The following is a 25,140-nucleotide window of genomic DNA, read 5'->3' as shown; positions in this document are numbered from 1 at the left end:
AGAATGGGCAGCAAGTCTGATGATTGGCGATAGCGGGTTATTCGGGTAACGTGAGATGTCTTACGTTACCTACAAAATAATGACCGCACGCTAAGTTGCAGGAGAGCCCGTTCATGGCAGTAAATCCCAATATCATCGGTATCGTCAGCGATGAATTCACCAACCCTAATACCGTCACGGTGCTGAATGAAATGACGCGCCAGTTAAATGCGCGTGGTTTAGTGACGCTGTTATTGAATGTTGATTCACCAGAAAGCTATCAACGGACGTTGCATAATGCCGCATCTTTCCCGCTGGCGGGGCTGGTGTTTCTGACCTCCCTTTTTGACGATGAGTTAAAGACCGCAGCAGAAATATTGCCCCATGTGGCGACGGTGCATTTGAGCCAAAGTCGTGAAGGCCGCGCCAATGTAGTGTTAGCAGACGGATTCGATGCGGGCGCCGAGATGGGCTTGCTGTTGTTATCTCAAGGGCATCAGCGCTTTGGCTTTATGCACACCCAGGAGCAGGCCGAACCCGCGCGTCAAATGGCAGGACTGGTTTCCAGCCTTGAGGCGGAACACAAAGCGCTGAACATTCAGCTGGCGGCAGGGGCTAACGATCGCGAATTGGCCTATCAGGCAATGATGACCTATCTGAAGAAGACACGTGCTGCGGAACGGATTAACGCCTTGTTCTGTGAGAGTGATGTGCTCGCGTTTGGCGCATTGCAGGCCGTGCGCGATTTTGGGCAGGGTGCACACGTGGCAGTCGTCGGCTTTGACGATGTAGATGAAGCGCGCGCCTCCACCTGGCATCTCACCACTTGGGCTCAGCGTCGTGATTTGCTGGTCAACGAAGCACTGAATCGCTTACTTGAAAAACTTGTGGATACTGGCAACGACTGGCAGCAGGGTGAGTTGCAGGTGCGCCACTCCCATCACGGTAAATATGTGCCGGGTGAAATGTCGCAGTGTGGTTGTGCGATTCGTCACTGATTCAGCGGGGTCGCCAGGCCGGCGACCCGCTTCAATCAATTGCCTAAGCGTCCCACCAGGCTTGCGGAACCCAGTGCGTGGCCTCTCATTTTTGCGACTAACTCAGTGTGGCTCAATCCTGCAGGCAAGCTGCCTTTTGCAAGATCGGTTGCCACCAGCACAAAGTTATAGTGGTGATAACCCGCGCCAGCGGGTGGGCAAGGACCATAATAGCTTTGGGTGCCAGGCGTGTTGGTGCCATAACTGAAATCTCCGCCTTTACTTAATTCACCCTGCAGGAATGCTTTGCGGGTGGCATCAATGTTGTATGCCAGCATATGTGTCACCCCTAAGCCTTTGGCGCCAGCCGGATCGGTAAGCAGAAGCACATAACTTTGAGTGCCTGCGGGCGGATTGGACCAGTTGAGAGCGGGCGAGATGTTTTCGCCGCTACAAGACAGGTTGTGCTTATCGTTGCCACCCAATGCTTTCTTCATCACGCCGTTATCGGCAAAGTCAGCCGATTTCAGCGAGAACTCCGCCGCATGGGCTAACAGCGGCAGGCTGCTTAAACAGAGTACGGTGATTAACTTCTTCATTGTTGCTCCTCATCAGGGGTGGGTTGTGCGTGCAACGTGGTAAAAGCACAACAGCTTGAATCCATCACGGTGACCAATCAATAAATGGTATTAGAGTTATTGTTAGGTTAAACCTAACAACATTTTTATTGCTGAAATTACCGCTTCAGGTAATGATCGGTATGTTCATTAGGCAAAGTAACAAGGAGATGAAACGTGGAATTGCGGCACCTGCGTTATTTTCTGGAACTGGCAAAAACGTTGCATTATGGCGTAGCGGCAGAGAATCTGAATATTTCTACACCGACGCTATCAGTGCAGATTAATCAATTAGAGGAAGAATTAGGGGCGCCGTTATTTTATCGAACTCAACGCAAGGTAGAACTGACGCAGATTGGAGAAATTTTCCAGCAGGAAGCACGCGAAACTTTACAACATGCGGAACAGGCCAAAGCCCGCGTGCGAAGTGCCGCGCGCGGTGAACGCGGCTATATCCGCGTGGGCTATGTTGCATCAGCGCTGTTGTCGGGCATTTTAACGCGATTATTAACGCGCTTTAGCGCCAGCGCGCCGGATATTTCAATCAATGCACGTGAATCAGTGATGGATACACTGGCCACTCAGGTCAGTGAACGCACCATCGATGTTGCCTTCGTGCGCGGTCCTGTGCCGTTGCCTGCCGATGTTGGATATATAGAAGTCGAACAGGATCATTTCGCGTTGGCGTTGCCAGATAATCACCCGCTGGTTGCGCAAGACCAACCCATCGAACCCGCGCAACTTAAAGGAGAGACTTTTATTTTGCCCGAACAGGCTTCTGGCACCGTGACCTTTGCCCAGCGCGGTGGTTTTATTCTGAGCCGCAGTTGGTCGGCGGGCAGTTTAAATGAAGTGCTGGCGAATGTTGCATTAGGTAACGGTGTTGCGGTTATACCGGCTATCCTGGTGACTCAACTAAAATTGCCGGGTATCACTTATCGCGAAATACCCGGTGCCGTTATTCCTTCATCGATCTGGTTCTTATATCGCAAACGTGAACGTACACCCGCAGTGAATAAGCTGGTGCGCATGATTGAACGACACGCCTGACTATTTTATTTGTAACGTCGCAACGCGATCTTTCAATGCACGCTCAATCGCCTTGCGGTGATAAGGTGACATTTTACGCCACTCCTGCGCCTCTTTACGTGTGCGTCCACAGGCACGACACCAGCCGTTTTTCCCTTCAAAAATACATACATCGATACAAGGCGATTTCACTGACATAGAAAATATTCCTTACTGGGAAAGGCCGCTATAGCCGTGGAACATCATATAGACACCCACGATGGCAATGAGGGCACTAGAGAAGTAGGGCGCTCGGCGCGCGATATCGGCGAAACCTTTCCAGCGTCGGGTGACATGGCGAACGCTTAGTGCAGCGCCAACGCCAACGGTAACCAGCGTAAGCGCCAGGCCGATGCTGAAACACACCACCAGTACCGCACCCAGGCTGAACTGTTTCACCTGCAGGCAAAGAAGGAGAACCGTGATCGCTGCGGGGCAGGGAATCAGCCCTCCTGTCAGGCCGAAGAGAAGAATCTGCAGGTTGCTAACTTCACGGCCGTCAAAGCGTAGGCGGATATCCTCTGCGTGCGCGCGCTCGTGTGCATCCTGGTATTCTTGAGAACCTTCAGCAAACCCGGCTAATTCGGGATGATGCTCATGCTGATGACTGTGTTCATGGTGATGCCCGTGCTCATGATGATGGCTGTGTACATGGTGATGCTCATGACGCCCGTGCTCATGATGATGGTTTTGTTCATGGTGATGTTCTTGCTCATAGTGATGTTCATGCTCATGATGCCCTTGCTCATGGTGATGTTCATGATGCCCGTGCTCATGATGATGCTGAGATCCGTGCTGGTGATCGTGGTGCTGGTGCCACGCTTGCGCCTCAGACCAGGTACGCCAGAACATCCAGACGGCTGTTGCAATGATAATGACGCCAGAAACCAGCTGCAGCCAGGGCTCGGCAGCTTCGGCGGTAAACTGCCGACTGATATACATCCCACCCATCGCAATCAACCATACGACCGCCGTATGTGACAAGGTAGCAGCGAGACCCAATATCACCGCCTGGCGAACACTACCTCGAATGGCGACGATAAATGCCGCCATCATCGTCTTAGAGTGACCCGGCTCCAGGCCATGCAAAGCGCCAAGCAAGATGGCGCTGGGGATAAACAGCAACGCGTTAGACGTGCCCTGGCTCAGCAGGGCAGCGAAATCATTCATGGAAGGCATCCCGTGTCGTGATAAGTTGAAAGCGGCATTGCAGTGCCGTAAAATCTAAAAATTCAAAGAAAATATACTATACCCCAGTATATATTAAGATCAACAGGAGCCGAGAATGGGCCATACACTCAAGCATCAGAAGAGTCTGCTTACGCGCGTCAGGCGCATAAAAGGACAGGCCGCTTCATTAGAGAAAGCCCTGGAATCAGGCGAAGAGTGCCTCAAGGTGTTACAGCAGGTGGCGGCGGTACGCGGCGCAGTGAACGGCCTGATGGCTGAGCTGCTGGAAGGACATATCAAAGAGCACCTGATGAATGACGCTGCTACCGAAGCAGAACGCAGTCAGGATTTGGAAGAGATCGTTAACGTAATCCGTTCGTATTTGAAGTAGGAGCTCACCATGCTGTGGTTAATCGTGAAATATGCCATCACGGCGGGCATGGTGGTGTTGATCTCTGAGGTGGCGAAACGCAGCGATCGTCTGGGAGGACTGATTGCGGCGCTACCGCTGGTCACCGTATTAGTACTGATCTGGATGAAACTGGAAGGCCAAAGTCAGGCCAAGATCGCCAGCCATGCCTGGTATACCTTTTGGTACGTGGTGCCAACCTTGCCAATGTTTGTCGCTTTCCCATTTCTTTATCAGCGCTGGGGGTTTTGGCCTACGTTGGTGGCGAGTTGTGTATTAACCATATTGCTGTTTTTTCTTTGGGCAACGCTGCTGAAGCGATTTGGCATCGAACTGATGTAGCTTCAAACTTCATCCCGCAGGCGAAAATGCGCTTTGATGCTTTCACTGAGCCAGCGATGCTCAGGGTCGCGATCAAGACGAGGATGGCATGCTTGCACAATTTCAAGGCGTTAGTAGGGCGGTTCTTCTCATACTGCGCCCGCTTTTTCTCTGCGGACGCACGTTATTGCGTATAGGGCGCGTTACTCACCGCGCCCGGTATTCAAAACTCAGCGTCAGCCGTCGTCGCCAGTTGAACAAACGGCCCGGATAATGTGTGGTTGTGATGCGCAATGATCTGGGAAGCGCTAATCAGCCCATTATCTGTCGTGCTGTGTGCATCGCTTATTAACGTGACCTGAAAGCCTAAATCCGCTGCCGCGCGACAGGTGGTATCCACGCAATATTCTGTTTTCATGCCACAAATCACCAGTTCTTCAATACCGGCTTGTTGTAGCGACGTCAGTAGCGTGGTGTCTCGGAGGCAGTTTGGGTAGCGCTTCACAAACACATCATCCGACTCGGCATCTATCGCCAGCTGTGGAATAAGCTCTGTGAGTGGACTGCTCTCAGCAAGGGGTGAACCTTCTGGCCCGGTATGACGTGCGGCGAAAATGGGGGCTTTCTTGTCGCGCGCTCGGCTAATCAAGATATTGATATTGGCGAGCAATTTCTCAGCGCCAAACGGTTGTTGGGGCGCATAAAACAGACCGTGCTGCATATCGACAATCAATAATGCTTTTTTACCTGGGGATGGCATGCTGTGTCTCCTTTCACTGAGTGATGAACGGAGACTATCCCCGTCCATTGGTTGACGGGGCGAGGATTCTGTACGCTTACGTTTTCGCTACAGATGTACCCAAGCCGCCGCCGAATGCGGTGATGGTTGTGCCTGTAGTCAACGTAATGATCCGGGGCATGATAGGTTCGCGACAGAATAAGTAAGAAGACTGAAGTTATCACAACATCACACAGAATCCTTGCTTATTTATCTTTCGGATGTAAAACGGCTACAGCATCGCGTTTTACAATCTCAAGAGTACATTTTGCAGCAAAAAAATGGCTGCGATTAATTATCATCGCAGCCATCAATGAAGTACGTTTAACAAGTGGAATGCGGCAGATGTAGCCGGTTTTAATGCTGTGTGTCTTTGCCCGTATTGTCACGATGACGAAAAATGTGCGTGACGTTATTGGTGTCTTTGAGCGCCACGCTTTCCTGACGGGAAGATTGCATGTTGTTCATTACTTCTGCCATGGCGCGTCTTAAAGCTTTTTGGCGGCTAGCATCAGGTTCTATCGATGCCATTAGACGTAACTTATCGAGCAAGGAGCTATTGGAAACAGGCCCCTTATTTTGCAAAAGTTGTAACACGGCATCGCCCATGACAATGTCCGCCAATCTTTCATCTTCACTTCTGTTCATACACGTTCTCTGGTTACCGCAACAAACCTGCGACAGGTAACAAAGTGGATTCAGTCTAACGTGGAACAACTATGAGGCGGAAGCCACTTTGTCCGATGCCAGGTCAGTGCGCAAGTTCTCAGGATTACCGTTCGGTGGTAAACATCAGGCCAATTAATTGCTGGTAGTGCAGTTCTTCTTCTGAACTATTGGCCTGTTCCAATCGGCAAATTAGTTTAGTACAGATCGTTTTACGACTCAGCGAACGCCCGGAACGCAGTATTTCGCCGACGATCAGCCCTAAGGTTTCCTGCTGAGAAGGCAGGGAGGCTTCATTGAAATAACGAGTAATTGCAGACGACGCTGATGAAGGGTTTCTGTCCTGACGCATGGTTCCATCCTCCAGGTTAACTAATGAGCACAAAGCCCAGTAAAGTTATACAAAGTTGAGCAGGTTGTACAGGAATATGGCGAAACATCAGGATGGGTTTTGTGCAAAAAGTGCTAGTGCATTAATTACATATGCTTATGTAAAGCCCTTTTCTAGGAGCACTCAAAGTTGATGTCTGGGCCAATAAGATAGAGATTGAGTTAACCTATGATACTTGGTATCATAGAGATTGCATGTGTGGACAAGGATCGTCCTATTCGAATCACAGTCAGGAGACGCCATGGCAATTTATGTTTTAAAACCATTCGACAGAAATACCAAAGCTGATGGGATTGACGATGCAAAGCTATGCATTGCAGCGCTAGAAGTTATCGCGGGCCGATATGAAGCAAATTTAGGCGGTGGGGTATATAAGAAACGCATCCCCTTAGCCAAAGGTAAAAGTAGTGGTGCCAGAGCTGTCATTGCTTTCAAAATTGATAAGCACCTCTTCTTTGTAAATGGGTATGCTAAGTCAGCAGTCAAAAGTACAATACGAGAAATGACAGAAACCGAACTGCTACTTTATAAGCAAGTTGCCAAAGAGTTATTCAACCTCACCACTGAACAAGCAAGACGAGCTATAAGGGCGGGGAAAATGCGAGAGGTGCAGTGTGATGGTTAATCACCTTAAAGATCTTCAGGAAATCGCGCGTGATTTCAATGAAATTGGCGTTATCTCTGATGATCTTAAAGAAAAAATCGACTCAAGGGTAAGATTGCGCGAGTTGCGAGCGGCACTTCCTGTTCTGCCTATGATGTCGGGCCAAGCTATTAAAGAATTGCGTGAGCGCTTGGACTTGAGTCAAGCAATGCTGGCGGCTTGCGTTGGAATGTCAGTCGCCACGATTATCAAATGGGAACGAGAAGAAAAAAAGCCGAACGGCGCGGCGCTGCGTTTGCTCAATATTATTGATCGTAAAGGTTTAAGTGTTCTTCAGTGATACCAAAGCCCCTAAATTGGGGCTTTAAATTCATTATTTATTGTTAGAGCCCGCCAATGTTCTAATTATTATTACATTCCTGAAAAGGTCACTAATCACCATCTGTTGAACGTGTCAGCGTTTCCCACGCGTCGATCTCTGCACTCATCGCAGCAAGTTTATCCTGCACCAACTTCAATGCATCGCTACCCAGCAGCAAATGCGCAGGAGGGTTATCACTCTCAATGACCCTCAGCATCGCGCGCGCCGCTTTCTGTGGATCGCCTAACTGCTTGCCACTTTTTTCTTCACGCGCCTGACGAATGGGGTCGAAGAGTGCGTCATAATCACTGATGCTGCGTGAACTGCGCACCATGGAACGGCCTGCCCAGTCAGTGCGGAATGAACCTGGGGCAACAGCCGTCACATGAATATTAAATCCCGTTAGCTCTTTGCTAAGAGTTTCAGAAATCCCTTCCAGTGCAAACTTACTGCCGCAGTAGTAGCTTATGCCTGGCATGGTGATATACCCGCCCATCGAGGTGATATTGATAATATGCCCACGACGGCGTTGGCGCATGAAGGGCACTACGGCTTTGGTCATCGCCACAGCGCCAAATACGTTGACGTCAAACTGTCGGCGCATCTCCTCCAGCGAGGACTCCTCCATAATCCCTTCGTGTCCGTAACCCGCGTTATTGACCAAAACATCGATCGGGCCCTGCTTAGCTTCAATGTCGACAATAAGATCATCAATAGCAGCGAAATGAGTGACATCGAGTTCAAACGCCAGTGCATTTTGCGGATGGAGTTGTTCAAATGCCAATTTGGCTTCAACATTTCGCACCGTCCCGATCACGCGATAGCCTTTTTCCAGGGCTTCCAGCGCCAGCGCGCGACCGAAACCACTGCTAACACCGGTAATCAAAAGCGTTTTAGAGGTGAGCATCGTTTTTCTCCCTACGTGAATGATGCATGCATAATATTCTCTGGAGGTTCGCGCTATAAGGCCGTATCTTCTGCTTTTATTGCCTAATCTTATGAGTGAGAGGAAGTAGTGGTTGATTCAGAGGTGCAACGACGCACGGTAGAATTGCTCAAAAAGCTCGCGCCACATGAGGGTTACAATCTGAACGAACTCTCAGAAGTGCGCATTTTGCGTTCTGATCGACCATTAGCGCGCACGCCGGTGCTTTACGATCCCGGCATTGTGATTGTCTGTCAGGGCACTAAGCGCGGTTTCTTCGGCGATCAAGTCTACTTGTACGATGAGCAGCATTATCTGGCGGTTTCTGTGCCGGTCCCTTTCACCATGGAAACCGCTGCCAGCGCAGAACACCCGTTGCTGGCAATCTACATGCACCTTGATTTCAGTCTGGCGACAGCATTGTTATTGGAATTAGAGCAGCAACAGATTCCTTTCTCGGCCAAAGCGGCGCAGAGCATGATGTCGAGTCCTATGGATCAGCCGCTGCGTGATTCAGTCTTGCGCTTCCTGACCGCTCTCAGCCATCCACTCGATGCACAGATCCTTGGTCCAGCACTGGTACGTGAACTCTATTACCGTGTGTTGACGGGTGCACAAGGTCAGGCATTGCGTGCGGCGCTGACATTACAGGGGCAATTCGGCAAAGTGGGGAAAGCGTTGCGGCATATTCATGCCTGCTATGCCCAGTCGCTCAATCTTGCGCAGTTGGCGGGTGAAGCAGGCATGAGCGTGCCGACCTTCAGTGCGCATTTCAAAACCATCACGCAGCAGTCACCGATGCAATACGTGAAATCGGTACGCTTGTATCAGGCGCGAATGCTAATGGTGCGTCAGGAGATGACTGCGGCCTCGGCGAGCCTTGCGGTGGGTTATGAAAGCGCATCGCAGTTTAACCGGGAATTTAAACGTCTTTTCGGGCTGCCGCCTGCGGAGGAGATCAAACGCATGCAGCGCAATTTCGCGGTGCCACCTGCACAACAGGCTTCTGCGTTCGTCTCTTCGCATTAGGGCTCACACAGTGGTTTTAAGCACCATTACCGCATAACAACAAATGTCATCAGTCGCATTGGTAAACACGCAATCCGTTGGGTCGCCCAATTCCAGGCAATCACCGACGTTCATTTCAAATAGATTGTCGCCCTCCTGAAAGCGCAAAGTGCCTTCCAGCACCCAGATCAACTGACGACGTGAAAGGTAGGAAATCGCTGGCATTGGCACGTCAGTGTGTGGAGGGAGTTCTACACTCACGACATCTAACGGGATATCGCCAGGCGAAACATGGCGGCGAATGTAGCCCGTTTCCGGATCCTGCCACACTGGTTGGTGTGAATGGCGCAGCAACGTCCCGGGTTGCACTTCCGTGAGGGCGATGAGCTGCGACATGCTCATTGAAAACGAGCCGGCGAGGCGAGCCAGTGACGTCGCAGTCGGGCTGCTCTCACCCCGTTCTATTTTATGGATCATCGCCCGTGAAACACCAGACTGTTCTGCCAGGTCGGTTAACGACCAGCCTCGCTTCTCCCGTTCGATCTTAATGTTCTGACCAATGCGTGCATTGATGTCATCTTCTTTACTGGACAATTCATCTAACATAATAGATAACTACAATAATAAACGAATCATCCACTATAGTGACGGAGAGGACATCATGCAAATTCGTGAGGCACAAGAGAGAGACGCATCAGCGATCGCAGAGATTTATAACGATGCGGTAATCAATACGACCGCCATCTGGAATGAAAACACTGTGGACACAGCCAATCGCATTCAGTGGATAGCTTCCCGTCAGGCTGCAGGATTTCCGGTGCTGGTTGCAGTCGAGAACCAAATCGTGATCGGTTATGCCTCATACGGCGATTGGCGTCCCTGGGACGGATATCGGCATACCGTTGAACATTCGGTGTATGTGCACAAAAACGGGCGCGGAAAAGGGGTTGGCGGCATGCTCATGGCCGCCTTGATCGAGCGGGCGCGCGTGCATGGTAAACATATGATGATTGCCGGAATTGAGTCGGAGAATAGCGCTTCAATCGCACTGCACAAGAAGCTGGGATTCAGTGATGGCGGCAGATTAAGTCAGGTAGGCTGCAAATTTGGCAGATGGCTCGATCTGACTTTTTTGCAGCTCCAACTGGATGTTAGGCCTCAGCCTTAACATAGCGCCTCTAATAAACTTAGTTTGAAAAGTGTGGCTTATCTGGAATAAATGCACTGGCAGTTTCTGCGGCATTTATTCCCACTACAGCTTCAATACGATGCTATATAAATGATAACTATTATCATTGATTGTTTTGTACTGAGGGCAGAATGCAACCAACAGAACTCACCGCCGACTGCTGTATCGTTGGCGGCGGACCCGCAGGATTAATGCTGGGTTACTTACTGACGCGAGCAGGGTTACGCGTCGTCGTGATTGAAAAACATCCCGACTTCCTGCGTGATTTTCGTGGCGATACCATTCATCCCTCTACGCTGGAGATCATGCGTCAGCTCGGCTTGCTGGATGAGTTGCTGACCCTACCGCATCAACGCGCAGAAAAATTACAGGCAGAAGTGGCCGGGCAGGAAATCACAATGGCGGACTTCTCACGCTTGCCGGTACAGTGCCGCTTTATCGCCTTTATGCCGCAATGGGATTTTCTTAATTTCCTCGCCAGAAAAGCCGCCGCCTTCCCTGGATTTACGCTGCTGCAATCCACAGCCTTTGAAGATTTGATCTATATAGACGATACCATCGCGGGGGTAAAAACGTTACAGGGTAACGAATCTTTAACCATTAACACTTCACTGGTGATTGGCGCGGATGGCCGAAACTCACAGGTGCGTGCCAAAGCCGGACTGCAAAGCAAAAGCTTTGGCTCTTCACGTGATGTGCTGTGGTTCCGTCTCGACAAACAGCCAATCGATCCCGAATGGGGCATGGGCCATAAGGGGCCGAAGCAGAATTTTATTGTGATTGACCGTGGTGACTATTGGCAGTGTGGGTACACCATTCACAAGGGGCAGTTCGAGGCGATGAAGCTGGCGGGTCTGGATACCCTAAAACGTGCAATGGCAGAAGTCGCACCATTTAGCGCTGAGCGTATGGATGAACTCGACAGTTGGGACAAACTCAAGCTGCTATCCATCCGCATCGACCGCTTGGATCAGTGGATGAAACCCGGCGTATTGTGCATCGGTGATGCTGCCCATGCGATGTCACCTATAGGCGGGGTTGGCGTTAATCTGGCAATTCAGGATGCGGTAGCCGCAGCGAATTTCCTCACGCAGCCGTTAAAAAAAGGACAAGTTACGTTGCGCGACCTGCAGAAAGTTCAGCAGCGCAGACAGTTTCCCACCGTCGCCACACAATTCCTGCAAATCAAAATGAGCAGTAATAAGCGTAAGCGCACCACGCCGAGTAAAGTGCCGCAGATGATCAGCCGTTTTCCTTTTCTGCGGCACCTGTTTGGTCGCTTGATTGGATTGGGTTTTCGAACTGAACGCCCAAGATTTCTCAATTAGAAAATGTGGCTTTCAAATTGAGAAAGCCTGCTTCCATTTATCCCAGCGTATCCAACGCCAACAATAGATTCACAGCCGCAGACAGCAGTGGGTTGTCTGCTAACCCTTTTAATAGGATGTGAATATGCCAGTTGCTCTCTTTGCACTGACGGTTGGCGCTTTTGCCATATGCACTTCAGAATTTGTTATTGTTGGCATGCTGCTCAACATCAGCCATGACTTGTCTATCAGTGTCGCTTCAGCAGGGATGTTGGTCACAGCTTACGCCTTGGGCGTAGTAATTGGCGCGCCGTTGCTGACACCCTTGATGGTCCGATTTAAACGTAAAAATGCGTTGGTCATATTGATGTTGCTATATGTGGCGGGGAATTTTGCCTGCGCCATCGCAACCAGTTATCAATATTTGCTGTTCGCTCGCGTGATTGCTGCGTTAGCACATGCGTCATTTTTTGGTTTGGGTGCGGTCGTTGCCACGCAACTGGTACCCAAAGAGAAGCAGGCCAGCGCTATCGCTGCAATGTTTCTTGGGGCAACGTTAGCCAACGTTTTCGGCACGCCTCTCGGCACTCTAATTGGTGATCACTTTGGTTGGCGCATTACTTTTGTCGCCTGTTCTGCCCTGGGTTTATTCGGTGCCCTGGCTATCGCTCTTCTGGTGCCCGATATCAAAAGTGAGCAGCCTAAACATCTGGCTAATGAATTCCGCATGCTGCTCCAACCCCAGGCGTTGAAAGCCATGCTGATCACGGTTATTGGGTTTGGTGGTATTTTCACGGCGTTAACCTATATCGGACCGCTGCTGACTCAGGTGACGGGATTCCCTGAAAGTGCAGTTTCATGGCTTCTACTGCTCTTTGGTGTGGGAATGGTGCTGGGAAATCCATTAGGAGGGCGTCTGACAGATTTTAGTTTGCGCCTGGGTATTCTGGTGACATTACTCATTCTTCTGGCGGTATTGATTGCGCTGGGCATGTTAGCCGATTTCAAAGCAGTGACTGCGCTATTGGTTTTTCTGTTTGGTGCGGCAATGTTTTCTGCGATCACTCCCTTACAAGTCCAGGCGATGCATGCCACTCAGGATGCGTCGGTTCTAGGTTCTTCTTTTAATATCGCGGCATTTAATCTTGGCAATGCAGGTGGCGCATGGCTTGGCAGTTTTGCGTTGGATCAGGGTGCCAGGGTGGCACAACTTCCATTAATTGCAGCCGCTGTAACGACAGTGGGACTCCTTATTGCCTTGTTCACTCGTGCTGGTGTGGTAGCAAAAAACTCGAGTGAAGCACATTGACTTAACCAATCAATGATCGAAGGATCATTGACTGGAATTAAGGGAGAGGACGTAGCAGATGGATCTACTTAAGAGCATGGCGGTTTTCATTGAAGTGGTGGATCAGGGCAGTATGACTGCCGCGGCAGTCAGGTTTGAACTGACACCACAAATGATGGGGATGCATATCAAAGGCCTTGAACAACAATTCGGCACCAAATTTCTTCACCGAACCACGCGCCAACTGGTGCTGACCGAGGCGGGTAAATTGTTTTATCAACACTGCCAGCAAGTGTTGGGCTTAATCGGTGAAACACGACAGGTGATTAATCAGTTGCACGTTGAGGTCAAAGGGTTGTTGCGCCTCTCTGCACCTGCCACTTTCGGTTCGCGGATCATTGCGCCATCGCTGGGTGTTTTTCGTCAGCTGCATCCTGGTGTTGAGGTCGACCTATTTCTCACCGATTCGGTGATGGATTTGCAGGCTGATGAAGTGGAAGTGGCGATTCGGATCGGTCGTCTGCAGGATTTGTCGCTGGTGGCTCGTCCACTAGGACGTTATCGCATGGTGATTGCTGCTTCACCGGATTATTTGAATGCGCAGGGTATACCGCTGCATCCGGAAGAGTTGGTTAACCATCAATGTCTGGGCTTCAGGCTAAAACAGTCGCAACGGCATTGGCACTTCCAGCGTGGTGAGGAAAAGGTAAGCGTACGCGTTGATGACTGCATTAGTATCAACAACGGCGAAGCATTAAGGCAGGCGGCATTGGCGGGAGCGGGCGTCATAATGCAGCCAGAAGTGTTATTGCAGCAGGAGTTTGCTCAAGGAACTCTAATACAACTGCTGACAGATTTCACCATCCCAAATCGGCCAATTAATATGGTCTATCGTCAGGATCGATTTGCCAGCGCGAAATTAAAGGCCATTATCGATTTTGGCCTCAAGCACTGGCGGACGTAATTAAAGTTAATCTCCGCAAGAAGCCTCTTCACTCTTACTGAGTGGATGTACAAAGCAAGGCTTAATGTCTTAAGCGATAAATATCCGCAAAATACAAATATCCTTTCTTGGCTCGCATATCGACCAGTCGAGTTTTCTCACTTTCCGTCAGTACCGTGCCTGACAGCAACTCATCGACAAACGCATCGCGTACATGTACTTCCATATACCAGTCGCCGGTATAGCAATTCTTCCATGCACCTTTATCGATATCCTTCGCTTTGTACGAGGGATTGACGTGGAAGAAGAAAAAGAAATTACACACAGCAAAAATCAGGATACAGACCACATACTCGATGGTGCCGAAAGAGTCGGAGTACATCAGCAGCGCCATGGTAAGAGCAAACAGGATCCACATCAGGCCAAACAAACCAGGGTAATTTTTGATAAACGAGATATCAAAGTAGGGACGGTCGTTGCGCTTTTCCTCTACATTGATTCTGTCCAGTTCAGTTTGCAGTCGATCATCCAGTTGATTACTCATGCTCTCACCTTAAGGGTTTCTGTGTCCGTATTGTTCGCGCGAGTCTATCAGATAACTCTCACGATTTTAGCCTAACCTTGATAGTTATCAGGGGATTTATTACGGGGAAAAAGATGGAGTACGAAAATGTATTGAGGTTCTGGTTCGACGCTAAGCATGAAGACTCCTGGTTCAAAAAGAATCGGGGGTTTGATGATGAAATACATCGTCGCTTTTATACCTGCTGGGAGGCTGCAACGCGTGGTGAATTATCGATGTGGCGTGAAGGTATTCGGGGGAGATTGGCAGAAATCATCGTACTTGATCAGTTTTCCCGCAATTTGCATCGGGAAAGTGATCTTGCCTGGCGGCAGGATGGCATGGCGCTACTGTTAGCGCAGGAAGCGGTGAAAACACCGGAATACACGACGCTCAGTCTGGATGAAAAAGGCTTTATGCTGATGCCGTGGATGCATGCCGAATCACGAGTTGTCCATCAGCAGGCCACAGAACTATTCGCTGAATTGAAGGGAACGTCTTACTACCAGAGTGAACAGGAACATCGCCAAATCATTGAACTATTCGGTCGCTATCCTCATCGTAACCAAAGACTTAATCGTCCTTCAAGCCCGGAAGAACAGGCGTTTCTGAATAAGCAGCAACATGCTTTTTATTGACTGAGGAGAGGCTCTGCCTTCCGGATGCGTTAACGTGGACAAAAAAATGCCCGCTAAGCGGGCCGGTTCATTCAACCAAGGAAAAAATTCTCGTAGGCAACGCATTGCGGTGTTGCGTCACTATATTAGCAACGATGCGCATTCAGTACAGAAAATGTTCGATGATTTAATTTTGCTGATTTGATAAAGGTTATATTTGTGACGGGAGTGTTATTTTGATGTTTACAACTGCACACCAAAGCAGCGTAGAAGGGCCAGTTTCCCGGCTGGCGTGATATTTATCTCCCGATAGCCCTCAACGCGTTTCAACCATTGCTTATCAATTAGCAGGCTAAGCAAAGCGGCTCCTACTGCGCCGCCAAGATGCATGCGACGTTCACTCCAATCGAGGCACGCACAGCAAGGTTTACGTTTGCTGCTTAGGTTTAGTTGCATACCCATTTTCTCCAATTGCAGCTGACCGTTGTGAGTCAGGGCACTTCCATTGGCCTCAATCCACTTTTCCGTCATCATAAACTGGTAAATCTGCACAGCGAGATCACCTGCCAGGTGATCGTAACAGGTTCGGGCATATCGCAAATGGCTTGGCGTGGTGGAAACGGGAGTAGACAGGGGCCGCATCGACACCCCCATTAAGGTTTCCAGCAGATGTGCGATTTCGCTATTGGCCAGGCGAAAATAGCGATGACGCCCTTGTGACAAGCAGGTCACAAGGCGTGCATCCAACAGTTTGCTTAAATGCCCACTGGTTGTCGAAGCGGCGATATCCGCAACGCCACTCAATTCTGTGGCTGTCCACGCGCGACCATCCATCAGCGCACACAAAATGCTGACCCGAGAAGGGTCAGCGAGTGCGCTGGCGACGGCAGACATTGCCTTTTGTAATTCATGTTCTGACGCTTCATCAGCAATTAACGGGCTGTTCCGGGCTGCCATGCGATGGTTACCTCTGCCGCCCGATCATTGTTATCGGTGATCAGGATGAGCTGGTTGTTGTGGTCACTGTACTGCAGCAGAATGTTAACGCCATTGCGCGCAAGAGTGTCAGCAATTTCGCCAAGTTGACCAGGACGGTCCTGTTTTAATTTACGGATTAATGTCGGTTCAACGGCAACCACATGGAATCCTGCAGCCTGTAGAACCTGTCTGGCTTGTTCACCTTGCTCGACCAAAAAATGGGCATGACTCTGCTCACCCATACTAAATACTCCGCCTCCTTCAAGGCCCACGCCATTATTGCCCAACGTTGAGCCTAAAGCTGCCAGAGCACCGGGAACATTATCGAGTATCACATGAACATCAAACATGCTGTCTTGCCTCATGTGCGTATTCGCGTGTCACAGTGGCGATACGGATTTGATAATAAGAGAACAACCCAGCGCGGCCCTCATTCTGGGCTTGCTGGTGCTGCAAATTTTTTTTCCATGTCAGCACCGCCTCCTCGTGTTCCCAGTAGGAGAGTGAAAGGATTTTCCCCGCCTCACTCAAGCTGGAAAAACGCTCAACCGAAATGAAACCAGGCAGCTCAGAAAGCTGAGATTTCAGCTGTAGAGCGAGTTCGAGGTAGCGAGCTTGATGCTCGGGTTGGGTACGCGCTTCAAATAAGACGGCAATCATAGTACTGCTCCATCAGTGAAAGATGGCAGCAGTGTATCGGGCCCGAATAATGATACTTCGGCACCCAACGAAATATGGCGCATCCTACCCGCGATGCACCATTTACATTACCCAATCCAACGTGATTGACGGATCACGCTGCAAAAATTGAGTGGCGTGAAGTCCGCTTGTTTATCCGCAATCACATCGGCTTTCACATTGCCGAAGGTGGTATCCGGTTTGTGTTTTATACCGTCATAGAAGGCCTGAATAATCTCTTCTTTGAACTGCGCCGGACGGGGATGCTGTTGCACCACCGCCTCACGCTCGGCGTCAGGGAACTGATCGTAATTGATTCCCAATACGTCCATTTCTACGCCGGCCGTGACTAACGCGATTTCGGGTGCCATAAACTGTGGGATACCCGGCGTGGTGTGCAGGGCAATCGCCGTCCAGACTTTATCGATATCAGCCTGTTCCACTCCATAATGTTGTAAGAAATCGCGTGCGGCATTCGCGCCATCGACCTCAAAACGCTTGTCGCTACTGCAGTGTTCATGTGTCAGGCCGACATCATGAAACATGCAGCCTACATAAAGCAGTTCCGTATCTACTTTGAGATTGAGTCGTTGGCCCGCCAGCGCGCCCCAGTAAAAGACACGACTGGAATGATGAAACAGCAGGTCGGATTCGGTATCACGTACAAATTGAGTCGCGTCGCGCGCCATTTGGCTGTCAGGAATTTTGATGCCATTAATTTCAAATTTCATGGGTGTTCTCCAGGTACAGTTAAGTTGAAATCAGCTTAACGCGAGCGCACAATGTCTTGAATTGATGTTTTGCGATGAAAGAAGACATTGCGATTAATGCAGACGGTCAAATCAACATGAATCACCTCATCACTATTCTGGCTGTACCGGGCACCCAACTGTTAGATGTCTCAGGGCCTTTAGACGTGTTCGCCGAAGCGAATCGGATACTGGATCGCGCGGTGTATCAATTGCGCGTCATGTCGCTGGATTCCGCGACCGTTCAGTGCTCTTCGGGTGTGCGATTAATGGCGGATGTCATGCTCTCAGATCCCCATCAGCCCAACACTTTCCTGATAGCCGGGGCGCCAGATGCGATGGCGTTGCAATTGTCGACGAGTCAAATCGATCACATCAGGCAACGCTGTCTGGGCAGCCACCGTTACGGTTCGGTGTGCACGGGTTCGCTGCTTCTGGCACAAACCGGATTATTGCAGGGGAAGAAGGTCACCACGCACTGGGCGTGTGCGGCGACACTGGCCGCTCTGATTCCAGATGCACAAGTCGAAGCCGATGCACTTTACGTCGCCGATGGAAAATTGCGCACTGCAGCAGGCGTCACTGCCGGGCTGGATATGGCGCTGCGTCTGGTCGAGGAGGATCTGGGACGTGAACTGGCTCAGGATATTGCCGCCAATCTGGTGATGTTCTTCCAGCGGCCAGTCACACAGGGGCATTTTGCGCGCAAACGACAGGTGGCGCTGGCCGGACGCAGTGCGTTTCAGGAGATGCAGCGCTGGGCACTGGCGAATCTGGCGCAGGTTAATTCGCTGGACGATCTCGCCGCGCATATGCAAATCAGCACACGTCATCTGGCACGCTTGTTTCGTCAGGAAATGGATATCCAGGCTGGCAGTTGGCTGGAGAATGCCCGTATCGAACAGGCACGCAGTTTGCTGGAGGCGGGTGTAATGCCTCTGAAGGCGATACCTGCAGCCTGTGGTTATCAAAGTGCCGATGTGCTGCGACGTGCTTTTGCAAAAATCACCGGGATGACGCCTTCAACCTATCGCAAAATGTTCACGCATTAGCGGCGCGATGTGCGCGCCGCAGATGGGTTCGCTTATTCTGGCCAGTTATCCAGAATGCGCTGACGTACTTCCTCCGGATAACCCTGCGCGAATGACGCATGCAGATGGCGTTTGGTCTGTAAGGTATCAAACACCACTTTCGCCCCTTTACCGGCAACGTACTCGGCCTCGTCATAGCACTGCGGCAAGCGGATCACTCGCTGGTCATCAAAAACGGCACGACGTCCGACCGGATGCACGCGCGTAGACAGTGCCCAAACGACTTCCCGCAGGTTGGTCGGATCGAAGTCGTCATCTACGACGTAGACTTTCGGGATAAACACCATCGCATCAGTTTTAAACAGCACTTCACCAATACGTTGAGTTAACTCCTCACTGCTAACACCCGGCAGCAGCTCGCGCCAGTTTTCTGGCATCACCACCAGCAACCAATGCACGGTGGAGTCTTCCGGAATCCAGGTTGTTTTGATCGGCAGCTCCGCTTCTCGCAGATAAGTCAGTGCATCTGCCGCTAAGCCCATCGCCCATAGCGTGTGCGATTCATCGGTGGGGCGACCGGTGATCGACATCGGCCAGATCGGGTCGTCGCGATGAGTGATGGTTTCAACGTGGAACGTGGGCTGAGCCGATGAACCTTCGCCGAGATAGCCGCCGTACTCGCCGTATGGGCCTTCCTGACAATCGCGTTCAATCGAGACATGCCCCTCAATCACTATTTCAGCCGTAGCCGGCACATCAAGATCAAGACTGATGGCTTTCACTACCGGTACCGCTTCACCCGCTAATGTGCCAATGTAATCCGCTTCATCCGCGTTGGCTGGGATGGGAATACCTGAGACACAAGAGATAGCCGGAGCAGGACCCTGCACCAGGGCATAGGGCATCGGTTCACCGCGTGCTACCCACTGCGTCCAGATCTGACCAATGTGCTGGCTTGGCACAATCAGGCCAACCATGCGCTTGCCATCCACCTTCATCACGCGGGCAATCGACCAGTTGACCCATTTTCCATCCGGGGTTTTCACAATCAGCGTGCCCCAGGTGTTGGCGTACCGACCGCCGTCCTTGTCGTGAGCGAAGGGGATAGGGAAATGGTCAAGATTCGCCGCATCGCCACGTAAAATATTCTGCTGGCACTCTGCCTGAGCCGACTCAACGCGGACGGGTGGAATGCCAGGCTTAAAGCGTGCTGCGGATAAGGCTTCGATAATCTCCGGACCGCTGGATTCCGGCACCAGTCCCAGAGACATGGCTACACGTGCGTAGGGCATGTCACTGCGTGAGGACAAGGCTGCTGGCGCACCAAACAGACGAAAGCCCGGTGCGACACCCGCGACATTGTGAAACAGCGGTGCAGGAGACTGGATTTCATAGCTGCGGCGCGTGATAGCGCTCGGCTCAAAATCGCCATCCACTTCGCGGTGTACGTGCATGATGTCGCCCATTTCATCGAGGGCAGTGATAAAGCTGCGTAAATCGCCGTAATATTTCATCAGGCTCTCCTTAAGCCAGGGTAGAACGTGGACCGGTCCAGCGATGGGTAATGTCGTTATCCAGGCCGAACTGATCAAGAATGCGAGAAACGGTGTGGTTAATGATGTCGTCAACGGATTGCGGGTTGTTGTAGAAGGCAGGCATTGGCGGCAGCATCAATGCGCCAGCGCGCGTCAGCGCCAGCATGTTTTCCAGATGAATGGCGTTGAGCGGCGCTTCACGAGGCACCAGCACCAGCTTGCGTTGCTCCTTGAGCGTCACGTCAGCAGCGCGTGTGATGAGGCCGTCGCCGTAACCACTGCGAATCCCGGCCAGGGTTTTCATGCTGCACGGCACCACGATCATGCCATCCACGCGAAAAGATCCGCTTGAGATGGCAGCAGCCTGATCGTGTTCGCTGTAAGTCCTGGTCGCGAGGGCAGCGACCTCCTGTACACTGTAAGGTGTTTCCATTTGGATGGTGGCGCGCGCCCATTTGGAGATGACTAAATGGGTTTCGACTTCAAGTTCACGCAACGCAGACAGCACGCGCACGCCGATTGCCGCGCCTGTTGCGCCAGTCATCCCGATAACAAGCTTCATATGTATCCTGATTTATCGTATAGTTTAAGTTCAAACTGTTTGTGTTCGAACTATATGTTTGACGATTTGAGGAGTCAAGTGCACCGATGTCACAAAATCCTGACTTAATCCTTGCCGCCCCCTTGTGGCCGCACGGCGATTGTTCGTTAATGCACCTTGTACGTCGTGCTGGACAGCACTCGACTTTTTGCTGGTCGCAGTGTGTGGAGACTGGCCTTTCAGCCGTGCAATACGCGATTCTGGTGGTACTGGCCGAGGAGTCATCCTGTGATCAGCAAACGCTGGGTCAGCGTGCCGGATTTGATAAAGCCACTGGAACCTATGTGATTGACCGCATGAGTAAAAGCGGTTTACTGAATGTGGTGACAGACGTGAACAATCGCCGTCGAAAATTGGTATCAATGACCGCAGAAGGGGAAGTGATGCTGAATCGTATGATTGAGCAGGCAAAAAGCGCAGAGAAGATGATCACCGCAGGCCTCGACAGCCAGGATATCGCCGATCTGAAGCGCTTATTAAGTAAACTGGGTGGATTGCAGGAACCTGAATAACATGCCGCAAACAGCTTTCGCCGAGCAACCTGGCGAACCGAAACCGGATCTCACCATCGGCTTTTTGCTGATGAAAAGTTTTACCTTGGCCTCCGTTGCGGGGCTGGTGGAGTCACTGCGTTTTGCGGCAGACGAATCGTTTACCAGTCGCCAGATTTTTTGCCGCTGGGAGTGGATGACCTGTGATAATCAGCCAGTTACGGCCAGTTGCGGATTGCCGGTTTCGCCGACAGCCGAGCTCGATTTTACTAAACGCTGGGATTATTTTGTTGTGGCGGGAGGATTGCTGGAAGAAACCCGCCAGTCGCCGCCGTGGCTGTTACAGGCGCTACGCGACTTGCATGCACGTAACATTCCGATCATTACGCTGTGCAGCGGTGCCTTTGTTGCTGGCAACGCGGGCCTGCTGGATGGACGCCATTGCGCGATCCACTTCACCACGCGTGATGAATTCCGTCTGCGATTCCCGAAAGCGATTCCGGTCATCGATAAAACCTATATCAAAGATGGCGGCATCATTTCCTGCCCCGGCGGCACGGCGATCGATCTCGCTGCCGATCTGATCCGCCAGCATTGTGGGCTGGTGCGCTCACAGAAAGTATTGAAATATCTGCTGGTGGAGGAGCCTGCTGCGCCAGTTAAAAAGACACTGCAAAAGAACACGCTCAACGAGCCGGATGTGTACGAAAATGAACTGGTGAATAAGGTGATTGAGTTTATGAAACATCACCTCGATTCGCCGGTTCCGCTGGCCGATGTGGCTGATTTTGCCGGGGTGACTTTCCGTCAGCTCAATTTGATTTTCACTAAATGCACCGGTTACTCGGCGGCGGTTTACTGGCGACGTATGCGGCTGGAGCAGGCGCGCAAGCTGATGGCGGATTCCAGCAACAGCATTAATGCCATCGCTACCGCAACGGGGTTTGCCGATGCTTCACATTTGATTGCCTGGTTCCGCAAGCAGTACGGCGAAACGCCCAGCTCGTTTCGTAAACGGCGGCGCGTAGTGGAGAGATTGGTTAAAGAGTAGGGGCCGAAATGGCCCCTTTTTCGTTAGTGTGAATGCTTAGAAAGCTTGCCAGAAACGGATGGCGCTGGGCTTTCTTCATCCAGCGATGCCGCATCATCCAGATTGCGCGAAGCGGTTTCCGGTGCCAGGAACCACGACACGATCAGGCCGATAAACGTAATGCCCGCAGCAATATACATGGTGGAGCCAATGCCGATAGTTTGCAGTGAAATTGGCACCAGATAAGTCCCGACCGCCGCGCCGATACGTGACATCGATGTGCCGATACCGACGGCTCCGGCGCGAATTTCAGTTGGGAATATTTCATTAGGATAGACCAGTTGCAGCACCTGAGCGCCGCCGATAAACAGGGCGTAAGCACCAAACATCAGCAGGATGATCATCGAAGGGCCATCACGCAAGGCACCCAGCAACAACAGTGCCAGACCAGACCACAAGAAACTGTGCAGCAGCAGTTTGCGGCGTCCCAGTGAGTTCACCAAACGCGTGCCGATAATGCATCCCACCACGAACAACAGGGTAATGGCGATAGAACCATAGGATGCCCAGTCACCACTCAGATGCAGCGCCTGCAAAACTTTAGGTGCAAAGGCGTAGACGGCGAACACAGGGATGACCGAGCAGGTCCAGAAAATGGTCACGAAAGCCATGCGTTTGCCATAGCCAGAATGCAGCAGGCTACCAAATGACAGATGATTGTTTTCAGGCTGTGCGGGCAGGTTCTTTAAACTGAAGCTGGCACCATAAACGCGACGAATAATTGCTTCGGCTTCCTGATGCCGCCCTTTGCTGATCAGCCATCGCGGTGATTCAGGCGTGCCCATGCGCACCAGCATCAGCAGGGCACCGATGACAGCCGTACTCGCCAGCGTATAGCGCCAGGCCTCCGCACCCCCGAAATTCAACAGGGCTTCACCCACCAGATACGCCGTGGCTGCTCCAGCAAACCACAGAATAGTTAACGTGGCGAGGCAAGGGCCGCGCGACTTCTTCGGCATAAACTCGACTAAAAAGGCCGTGGCAACAGGATATTCAATACCTACAGCGATGCCCGTGAGAAAGCGCAGGGCAAATAGCGTTTCTCCGCTTTGTACCCAAAACTGCGCCAGTGAACAGAGAATAAAGAGGGTGGGACCAACGAAGTAGATCATGCGGCGGCCAAGGCGATCGGTCAAAACGCCGCCCATAAAGCCGCCAAAGAAAATCCCGATGAGGGCGGAAGCCGCAATGAGACCTTCCCATAATGGGCTGAGACCCAAGGCCGGCGACACTTTCGTCATGGCTATACCAATAATACTCAGCACATAGCCATCGACGAAAGAGCCGCCGCCTGAGCGCACCGTCAATAAGCGGTGGAAGCGGCTGATAGGGACATCTTCAACAGACATGTTATTTGACATGTTTTACTCCTGTTTCTTTTCGGCGTGATTGAGCTTAACTACGCCAATGCGACTGAATTAAGCACAATCTGCGATGGGTGCTTAACATCATCAGGACGCCAGATAAATATAAACCTGTAGCGGTGATAAAAGTGTTATTCAGAACAGAAATTAACAACGAGGTGATTGAATGGCGCTAATGGAATTGTTTCATATATCATTTCCTCCGGTGCAGGATAGTCGGATAAATACAATTGATGGCCTTATAATTTTAATGTGGCTTTTTTGCGGGAGGCGATAACGCCTCCCGAAGCATTATTCAGAAATCTTACTGCTAACACTTTTGGTGACGACGGTGCGTGTTGACCACCAGCAGACTAATGACCCCAGGCTTACCATCGCCGTGCCTTGCCAAAACGCGAGGGTAAGGTGCGAGTTGAGAATAAAGGCCGCTAAAATTGACGAAATGATCGGGATAAAGTAAGAAGCGGCGGCTAACACCGTCACATTACCATGCAGAATGCCGACGTTCCACGCCGCGTAACCGAATCCCATCGCCATCGCCGCCAGCGCCAGTGAGATCCACGTATTGAAAGAGGGGGCAAATTCGGCTTGGGGCGAAATAAGGTATTTAAACCATAACGTTAATGCCGTTAAAATAAAGAACAGCGTAATGCCGTTATTACCGTTGGCAATTCTTTTTGTGACCACACAATAAATGGCCCAAATGATGGCGCCGGTGAAAGCCAGACCATAGCTTAACGGGTTTTCCATTATATTGTTCGTCATCTCACTGACCGAAAACCCTTGATCGCCACCCAACACGCGACAAATTCCTGCCACGGCTAAAATCACGCCCGGAATAATCAGTGGGCTAACTTTCTGTCTGTTAACAATCACCGCCAGTACAATAGTCATACTTGGCCACAGATAATTCACCATCCCCACTTCAATCGCCTGCCGTCCGCTATGGGTAAACCCGAGCGAAAGCGACAGGCAGAGTTCATAGCAGACAAACAGCACGCTACCGATAATCACGTAGCGGCGGGGGAATTTTTTCAGGTTGGGAAATCCCACGCTGAACAGCAGCAGTATCGCACTGCAGCTGTAGATCAACGCCGCTCCAGCGATCGGGCCAAAGCCTTCGCTGACACTTTTGATTAATCCAACAATCGCGCTCCATAACAGGATGGCAATTAAACCTATGAGCGTCGCTTTCTTCTGGGGCATCACCCGCTACCTCTTCTGCACAATGTTCACCTGAAATGCCGGTGCAAGCTTACCTGTTAAATTCAGGTTAAAACCAGCTTAAAACTATGCCGCTTGACGCACAGTGTAAATACGTCAGGGGAGACGATAGTCATGGAATGTGATCGTTATCTGAATTCATTTAGAAAATTATTACGTCACTAAAAATAATTTAACTCATTGATAAATAATGAACATAAGTTAATTGTTGGTAGGAAT

At 51.0% G+C, this 25,140-nt stretch carries 32 protein-coding genes; 15 read left to right on the top strand and 17 right to left on the bottom strand.

Annotation, left to right across the window (positions count from 1 at the left end; all coding sequences use genetic code 11):
* Nucleotides 1-113: 113 nt before the first annotated feature.
* Nucleotides 114-977, top strand: a complete 864-nt coding sequence (locus tag ACXI0A_RS22795) for a substrate-binding domain-containing protein (protein ID WP_476146957.1) — start codon at nucleotides 114-116, stop codon at nucleotides 975-977.
* Between the two features lie 35 nt (nucleotides 978-1,012).
* On the opposite strand, the gene ACXI0A_RS22790 is transcribed toward ACXI0A_RS22795, so the two are convergent.
* On the bottom strand, nucleotides 1,013-1,555 hold the full coding sequence (locus tag ACXI0A_RS22790) for a YbhB/YbcL family Raf kinase inhibitor-like protein (RefSeq protein ID WP_476146959.1): 543 nt from the start codon (nucleotides 1,553-1,555) through the stop codon (nucleotides 1,013-1,015).
* 195 nt (nucleotides 1,556-1,750) lie between these two features.
* Between ACXI0A_RS22790 and ACXI0A_RS22785 the strand changes: the two genes are divergently transcribed.
* A complete protein-coding gene (locus ACXI0A_RS22785) occupies nucleotides 1,751-2,623 on the top strand; it encodes a LysR substrate-binding domain-containing protein (protein ID WP_476146961.1) in 873 nt (290 codons plus the stop codon).
* Here ACXI0A_RS22785 and ACXI0A_RS22780 read toward each other — a convergent pair whose 3' ends face one another.
* Entirely contained in the window at nucleotides 2,624-2,800 is a 177-nt protein-coding gene (locus ACXI0A_RS22780; RefSeq protein ID WP_476146963.1) for a DUF1289 domain-containing protein, read from the bottom strand.
* 12 nt (nucleotides 2,801-2,812) lie between these two features.
* Nucleotides 2,813-3,811, bottom strand: coding sequence for a nickel/cobalt efflux transporter (locus tag ACXI0A_RS22775; protein WP_476146965.1), 999 nt, complete (start codon nucleotides 3,809-3,811; stop codon nucleotides 2,813-2,815).
* Nucleotides 3,812-3,926: 115 nt separating this feature from the next.
* Here ACXI0A_RS22775 and ACXI0A_RS22770 point away from each other — a divergent pair, with 115 nt between their 5' ends.
* On the top strand, nucleotides 3,927-4,202 hold the full coding sequence (locus tag ACXI0A_RS22770) for a metal-sensing transcriptional repressor (RefSeq protein ID WP_476146967.1): 276 nt from the start codon (nucleotides 3,927-3,929) through the stop codon (nucleotides 4,200-4,202).
* Nucleotides 4,203-4,211: 9 nt separating this feature from the next.
* Nucleotides 4,212-4,562 carry a DUF3147 family protein gene (locus ACXI0A_RS22765; protein ID WP_476146969.1) on the top strand — a complete coding sequence of 117 codons (351 nt, stop codon included), beginning with the start codon at nucleotides 4,212-4,214 and terminating at the stop codon, nucleotides 4,560-4,562.
* Nucleotides 4,563-4,764: 202 nt separating this feature from the next.
* Here ACXI0A_RS22765 and ACXI0A_RS22760 read toward each other — a convergent pair whose 3' ends face one another.
* From ACXI0A_RS22760 to ycgZ, 3 genes are all read right to left on the bottom strand, one after another.
* Nucleotides 4,765-5,301, bottom strand: coding sequence for an isochorismatase family protein (locus ACXI0A_RS22760; RefSeq protein WP_476146971.1), 537 nt, complete (start codon nucleotides 5,299-5,301; stop codon nucleotides 4,765-4,767).
* Between the two features lie 375 nt (nucleotides 5,302-5,676).
* The gene (locus ACXI0A_RS22755; RefSeq protein WP_476146973.1) at nucleotides 5,677-5,967 is read right to left on the bottom strand and encodes a hypothetical protein; all 291 of its coding nucleotides are present in this window, start codon (nucleotides 5,965-5,967) and stop codon (nucleotides 5,677-5,679) included.
* Between the two features lie 124 nt (nucleotides 5,968-6,091).
* Nucleotides 6,092-6,337: a regulatory protein YcgZ gene (gene ycgZ, locus ACXI0A_RS22750; RefSeq protein WP_224933074.1), complete on the bottom strand. Its 246-nt coding sequence runs from the start codon at nucleotides 6,335-6,337 to the stop codon at nucleotides 6,092-6,094.
* A gap of 280 nt (nucleotides 6,338-6,617) precedes the next feature.
* Between ycgZ and ACXI0A_RS22745 the strand changes: the two genes are divergently transcribed.
* Together ACXI0A_RS22745 and ACXI0A_RS22740 are read left to right on the top strand one after the other, a co-directional pair.
* Nucleotides 6,618-7,001 carry a type II toxin-antitoxin system RelE/ParE family toxin gene (locus tag ACXI0A_RS22745; RefSeq protein WP_224933075.1) on the top strand — a complete coding sequence of 128 codons (384 nt, stop codon included), beginning with the start codon at nucleotides 6,618-6,620 and terminating at the stop codon, nucleotides 6,999-7,001.
* Nucleotides 6,994-7,320, top strand: a complete 327-nt coding sequence (locus ACXI0A_RS22740) for a helix-turn-helix domain-containing protein (protein ID WP_476146976.1) — start codon at nucleotides 6,994-6,996, stop codon at nucleotides 7,318-7,320. Before ACXI0A_RS22745 ends, ACXI0A_RS22740 begins: the two co-directional genes overlap by 8 nt.
* A 91-nt stretch (nucleotides 7,321-7,411) precedes the next feature.
* Here the strand turns inward: ACXI0A_RS22740 and ACXI0A_RS22735 are convergent, their stop codons facing one another.
* Nucleotides 7,412-8,248 carry an oxidoreductase gene (locus tag ACXI0A_RS22735; RefSeq protein ID WP_476146978.1) on the bottom strand — a complete coding sequence of 279 codons (837 nt, stop codon included), beginning with the start codon at nucleotides 8,246-8,248 and terminating at the stop codon, nucleotides 7,412-7,414.
* Nucleotides 8,249-8,356: 108 nt separating this feature from the next.
* On the opposite strand from ACXI0A_RS22735, the gene ACXI0A_RS22730 reads away from it, so the two are divergent.
* Entirely contained in the window at nucleotides 8,357-9,295 is a 939-nt protein-coding gene (locus ACXI0A_RS22730; protein ID WP_479485297.1) for an AraC family transcriptional regulator, read from the top strand.
* 3 nt (nucleotides 9,296-9,298) lie between these two features.
* Here the strand turns inward: ACXI0A_RS22730 and ACXI0A_RS22725 are convergent, their stop codons facing one another.
* Entirely contained in the window at nucleotides 9,299-9,880 is a 582-nt protein-coding gene (locus ACXI0A_RS22725; RefSeq protein ID WP_476146982.1) for a helix-turn-helix domain-containing protein, read from the bottom strand.
* Nucleotides 9,881-9,935: 55 nt separating this feature from the next.
* On the opposite strand from ACXI0A_RS22725, the gene ACXI0A_RS22720 reads away from it, so the two are divergent.
* The 4 genes from ACXI0A_RS22720 (at nucleotide 9,936) to ACXI0A_RS22705 (ending at nucleotide 14,022) form a co-directional block, all read left to right on the top strand.
* Nucleotides 9,936-10,442 (top strand): GNAT family N-acetyltransferase, encoded by a 507-nt coding sequence (locus ACXI0A_RS22720; protein ID WP_476146984.1) that lies wholly within the window; start codon nucleotides 9,936-9,938, stop codon nucleotides 10,440-10,442.
* A gap of 152 nt (nucleotides 10,443-10,594) precedes the next feature.
* The gene (locus ACXI0A_RS22715) at nucleotides 10,595-11,791 is read left to right on the top strand and encodes an FAD-dependent oxidoreductase (protein WP_476146985.1); all 1,197 of its coding nucleotides are present in this window, start codon (nucleotides 10,595-10,597) and stop codon (nucleotides 11,789-11,791) included.
* 124 nt (nucleotides 11,792-11,915) lie between these two features.
* Nucleotides 11,916-13,079 (top strand): MFS transporter, encoded by a 1,164-nt coding sequence (locus ACXI0A_RS22710; RefSeq protein WP_476146987.1) that lies wholly within the window; start codon nucleotides 11,916-11,918, stop codon nucleotides 13,077-13,079.
* Nucleotides 13,080-13,137: 58 nt separating this feature from the next.
* Nucleotides 13,138-14,022 carry a LysR substrate-binding domain-containing protein gene (locus ACXI0A_RS22705; RefSeq protein ID WP_476146989.1) on the top strand — a complete coding sequence of 295 codons (885 nt, stop codon included), beginning with the start codon at nucleotides 13,138-13,140 and terminating at the stop codon, nucleotides 14,020-14,022.
* A 61-nt stretch (nucleotides 14,023-14,083) separates the two neighbouring features.
* Here the strand turns inward: ACXI0A_RS22705 and ACXI0A_RS22700 are convergent, their stop codons facing one another.
* Nucleotides 14,084-14,545, bottom strand: a complete 462-nt coding sequence (locus ACXI0A_RS22700) for a YlaC family protein (RefSeq protein ID WP_476146991.1) — start codon at nucleotides 14,543-14,545, stop codon at nucleotides 14,084-14,086.
* 113 nt (nucleotides 14,546-14,658) lie between these two features.
* On the opposite strand from ACXI0A_RS22700, the gene ACXI0A_RS22695 reads away from it, so the two are divergent.
* Entirely contained in the window at nucleotides 14,659-15,201 is a 543-nt protein-coding gene (locus tag ACXI0A_RS22695) for a DUF924 family protein (RefSeq protein ID WP_476146993.1), read from the top strand.
* 222 nt (nucleotides 15,202-15,423) lie between these two features.
* Here the strand turns inward: ACXI0A_RS22695 and ACXI0A_RS22690 are convergent, their stop codons facing one another.
* From ACXI0A_RS22690 to ACXI0A_RS22675, 4 genes are all read right to left on the bottom strand, one after another.
* A complete protein-coding gene (locus ACXI0A_RS22690; RefSeq protein ID WP_476146995.1) occupies nucleotides 15,424-16,137 on the bottom strand; it encodes a metalloregulator ArsR/SmtB family transcription factor in 714 nt (237 codons plus the stop codon).
* A complete protein-coding gene (locus ACXI0A_RS22685) occupies nucleotides 16,113-16,508 on the bottom strand; it encodes an amino acid-binding protein (RefSeq protein ID WP_224933085.1) in 396 nt (131 codons plus the stop codon). Before ACXI0A_RS22685 ends, ACXI0A_RS22690 begins: the two co-directional genes overlap by 25 nt.
* Nucleotides 16,501-16,818, bottom strand: coding sequence for an antibiotic biosynthesis monooxygenase (locus ACXI0A_RS22680; RefSeq protein ID WP_476146998.1), 318 nt, complete (start codon nucleotides 16,816-16,818; stop codon nucleotides 16,501-16,503). The genes ACXI0A_RS22685 and ACXI0A_RS22680 overlap by 8 nt, the downstream gene beginning before the upstream one ends.
* Before the next feature lie 107 nt (nucleotides 16,819-16,925).
* Nucleotides 16,926-17,567, bottom strand: coding sequence for an HD domain-containing protein (locus ACXI0A_RS22675; RefSeq protein ID WP_476146999.1), 642 nt, complete (start codon nucleotides 17,565-17,567; stop codon nucleotides 16,926-16,928).
* 74 nt (nucleotides 17,568-17,641) lie between these two features.
* Here ACXI0A_RS22675 and ACXI0A_RS22670 point away from each other — a divergent pair, with 74 nt between their 5' ends.
* A complete protein-coding gene (locus ACXI0A_RS22670) occupies nucleotides 17,642-18,637 on the top strand; it encodes a helix-turn-helix domain-containing protein (RefSeq protein ID WP_476147000.1) in 996 nt (331 codons plus the stop codon).
* Between the two features lie 32 nt (nucleotides 18,638-18,669).
* Here ACXI0A_RS22670 and ACXI0A_RS22665 read toward each other — a convergent pair whose 3' ends face one another.
* Together ACXI0A_RS22665 and ACXI0A_RS22660 are read right to left on the bottom strand one after the other, a co-directional pair.
* Nucleotides 18,670-20,130, bottom strand: coding sequence for a UbiD family decarboxylase (locus ACXI0A_RS22665; protein WP_476147002.1), 1,461 nt, complete (start codon nucleotides 20,128-20,130; stop codon nucleotides 18,670-18,672).
* Nucleotides 20,131-20,140: 10 nt separating this feature from the next.
* On the bottom strand, nucleotides 20,141-20,713 hold the full coding sequence (locus ACXI0A_RS22660; protein WP_160867521.1) for a non-oxidative hydroxyarylic acid decarboxylases subunit B: 573 nt from the start codon (nucleotides 20,711-20,713) through the stop codon (nucleotides 20,141-20,143).
* An 86-nt stretch (nucleotides 20,714-20,799) separates the two neighbouring features.
* Here ACXI0A_RS22660 and ACXI0A_RS22655 point away from each other — a divergent pair, with 86 nt between their 5' ends.
* Both ACXI0A_RS22655 and ACXI0A_RS22650 read left to right on the top strand, forming a co-directional pair.
* Complete coding sequence (locus ACXI0A_RS22655) at nucleotides 20,800-21,264, top strand: MarR family transcriptional regulator (protein ID WP_476147004.1); 465 nt, start codon at nucleotides 20,800-20,802, stop codon at nucleotides 21,262-21,264.
* A 1-nt stretch (nucleotide 21,265) separates the two neighbouring features.
* A complete protein-coding gene (locus tag ACXI0A_RS22650) occupies nucleotides 21,266-22,294 on the top strand; it encodes a helix-turn-helix domain-containing protein (protein WP_476147006.1) in 1,029 nt (342 codons plus the stop codon).
* A 23-nt stretch (nucleotides 22,295-22,317) separates the two neighbouring features.
* On the opposite strand, the gene ACXI0A_RS22645 is transcribed toward ACXI0A_RS22650, so the two are convergent.
* Both ACXI0A_RS22645 and yddG read right to left on the bottom strand, forming a co-directional pair.
* Nucleotides 22,318-23,694, bottom strand: a complete 1,377-nt coding sequence (locus ACXI0A_RS22645; protein WP_476147008.1) for an MFS transporter — start codon at nucleotides 23,692-23,694, stop codon at nucleotides 22,318-22,320.
* Nucleotides 23,695-23,988: 294 nt separating this feature from the next.
* Entirely contained in the window at nucleotides 23,989-24,903 is a 915-nt protein-coding gene (yddG, locus tag ACXI0A_RS22640) for an aromatic amino acid DMT transporter YddG (protein ID WP_476147010.1), read from the bottom strand.
* Nucleotides 24,904-25,140: the final 237 nt, after the last annotated feature.

The organism is Pantoea sp. C1E2, assembly GCF_056491465.1.
The sequence above is the reverse complement of the archived record's forward strand: the minus strand, read 5'-3'. Positions and strand labels throughout refer to the sequence as shown.

Coding starts and splice junctions, on each gene's coding strand:
- ACXI0A_RS22710 (WP_476146987.1), top strand. CDS start 11,916: ATGCCAGTTGCTCTCTTTGCACTGACGGTTGGCGCTTTTGCCATATGC.
- ACXI0A_RS22790 (WP_476146959.1), bottom strand. CDS start 1,555: ATGAAGAAGTTAATCACCGTACTCTGTTTAAGCAGCCTGCCGCTGTTA.
- ycgZ (WP_224933074.1), bottom strand. CDS start 6,337: ATGCGTCAGGACAGAAACCCTTCATCAGCGTCGTCTGCAATTACTCGT.
- ACXI0A_RS22680 (WP_476146998.1), bottom strand. CDS start 16,818: ATGATTGCCGTCTTATTTGAAGCGCGTACCCAACCCGAGCATCAAGCT.
- ACXI0A_RS22715 (WP_476146985.1), top strand. CDS start 10,595: ATGCAACCAACAGAACTCACCGCCGACTGCTGTATCGTTGGCGGCGGA.
- ACXI0A_RS22745 (WP_224933075.1), top strand. CDS start 6,618: ATGGCAATTTATGTTTTAAAACCATTCGACAGAAATACCAAAGCTGAT.
- ACXI0A_RS22775 (WP_476146965.1), bottom strand. CDS start 3,811: ATGAATGATTTCGCTGCCCTGCTGAGCCAGGGCACGTCTAACGCGTTG.
- ACXI0A_RS22700 (WP_476146991.1), bottom strand. CDS start 14,545: ATGAGTAATCAACTGGATGATCGACTGCAAACTGAACTGGACAGAATC.
- ACXI0A_RS22660 (WP_160867521.1), bottom strand. CDS start 20,713: ATGAAGCTTGTTATCGGGATGACTGGCGCAACAGGCGCGGCAATCGGC.
- ACXI0A_RS22645 (WP_476147008.1), bottom strand. CDS start 23,694: ATGTCAAATAACATGTCTGTTGAAGATGTCCCTATCAGCCGCTTCCAC.
- ACXI0A_RS22650 (WP_476147006.1), top strand. CDS start 21,266: ATGCCGCAAACAGCTTTCGCCGAGCAACCTGGCGAACCGAAACCGGAT.
- ACXI0A_RS22770 (WP_476146967.1), top strand. CDS start 3,927: ATGGGCCATACACTCAAGCATCAGAAGAGTCTGCTTACGCGCGTCAGG.
- ACXI0A_RS22675 (WP_476146999.1), bottom strand. CDS start 17,567: ATGAAATTTGAAATTAATGGCATCAAAATTCCTGACAGCCAAATGGCG.
- ACXI0A_RS22780 (WP_476146963.1), bottom strand. CDS start 2,800: ATGTCAGTGAAATCGCCTTGTATCGATGTATGTATTTTTGAAGGGAAA.
- ACXI0A_RS22690 (WP_476146995.1), bottom strand. CDS start 16,137: ATGGCAGCCCGGAACAGCCCGTTAATTGCTGATGAAGCGTCAGAACAT.
- ACXI0A_RS22765 (WP_476146969.1), top strand. CDS start 4,212: ATGCTGTGGTTAATCGTGAAATATGCCATCACGGCGGGCATGGTGGTG.
- ACXI0A_RS22760 (WP_476146971.1), bottom strand. CDS start 5,301: ATGCCATCCCCAGGTAAAAAAGCATTATTGATTGTCGATATGCAGCAC.
- ACXI0A_RS22755 (WP_476146973.1), bottom strand. CDS start 5,967: ATGAACAGAAGTGAAGATGAAAGATTGGCGGACATTGTCATGGGCGAT.
- yddG (WP_476147010.1), bottom strand. CDS start 24,903: ATGCCCCAGAAGAAAGCGACGCTCATAGGTTTAATTGCCATCCTGTTA.
- ACXI0A_RS22665 (WP_476147002.1), bottom strand. CDS start 20,130: ATGAAATATTACGGCGATTTACGCAGCTTTATCACTGCCCTCGATGAA.
- ACXI0A_RS22795 (WP_476146957.1), top strand. CDS start 114: ATGGCAGTAAATCCCAATATCATCGGTATCGTCAGCGATGAATTCACC.
- ACXI0A_RS22705 (WP_476146989.1), top strand. CDS start 13,138: ATGGATCTACTTAAGAGCATGGCGGTTTTCATTGAAGTGGTGGATCAG.
- ACXI0A_RS22735 (WP_476146978.1), bottom strand. CDS start 8,248: ATGCTCACCTCTAAAACGCTTTTGATTACCGGTGTTAGCAGTGGTTTC.
- ACXI0A_RS22720 (WP_476146984.1), top strand. CDS start 9,936: ATGCAAATTCGTGAGGCACAAGAGAGAGACGCATCAGCGATCGCAGAG.
- ACXI0A_RS22695 (WP_476146993.1), top strand. CDS start 14,659: ATGGAGTACGAAAATGTATTGAGGTTCTGGTTCGACGCTAAGCATGAA.
- ACXI0A_RS22685 (WP_224933085.1), bottom strand. CDS start 16,508: ATGTTTGATGTTCATGTGATACTCGATAATGTTCCCGGTGCTCTGGCA.
- ACXI0A_RS22670 (WP_476147000.1), top strand. CDS start 17,642: ATGAAAGAAGACATTGCGATTAATGCAGACGGTCAAATCAACATGAAT.
- ACXI0A_RS22655 (WP_476147004.1), top strand. CDS start 20,800: ATGTCACAAAATCCTGACTTAATCCTTGCCGCCCCCTTGTGGCCGCAC.
- ACXI0A_RS22725 (WP_476146982.1), bottom strand. CDS start 9,880: ATGTTAGATGAATTGTCCAGTAAAGAAGATGACATCAATGCACGCATT.
- ACXI0A_RS22740 (WP_476146976.1), top strand. CDS start 6,994: ATGGTTAATCACCTTAAAGATCTTCAGGAAATCGCGCGTGATTTCAAT.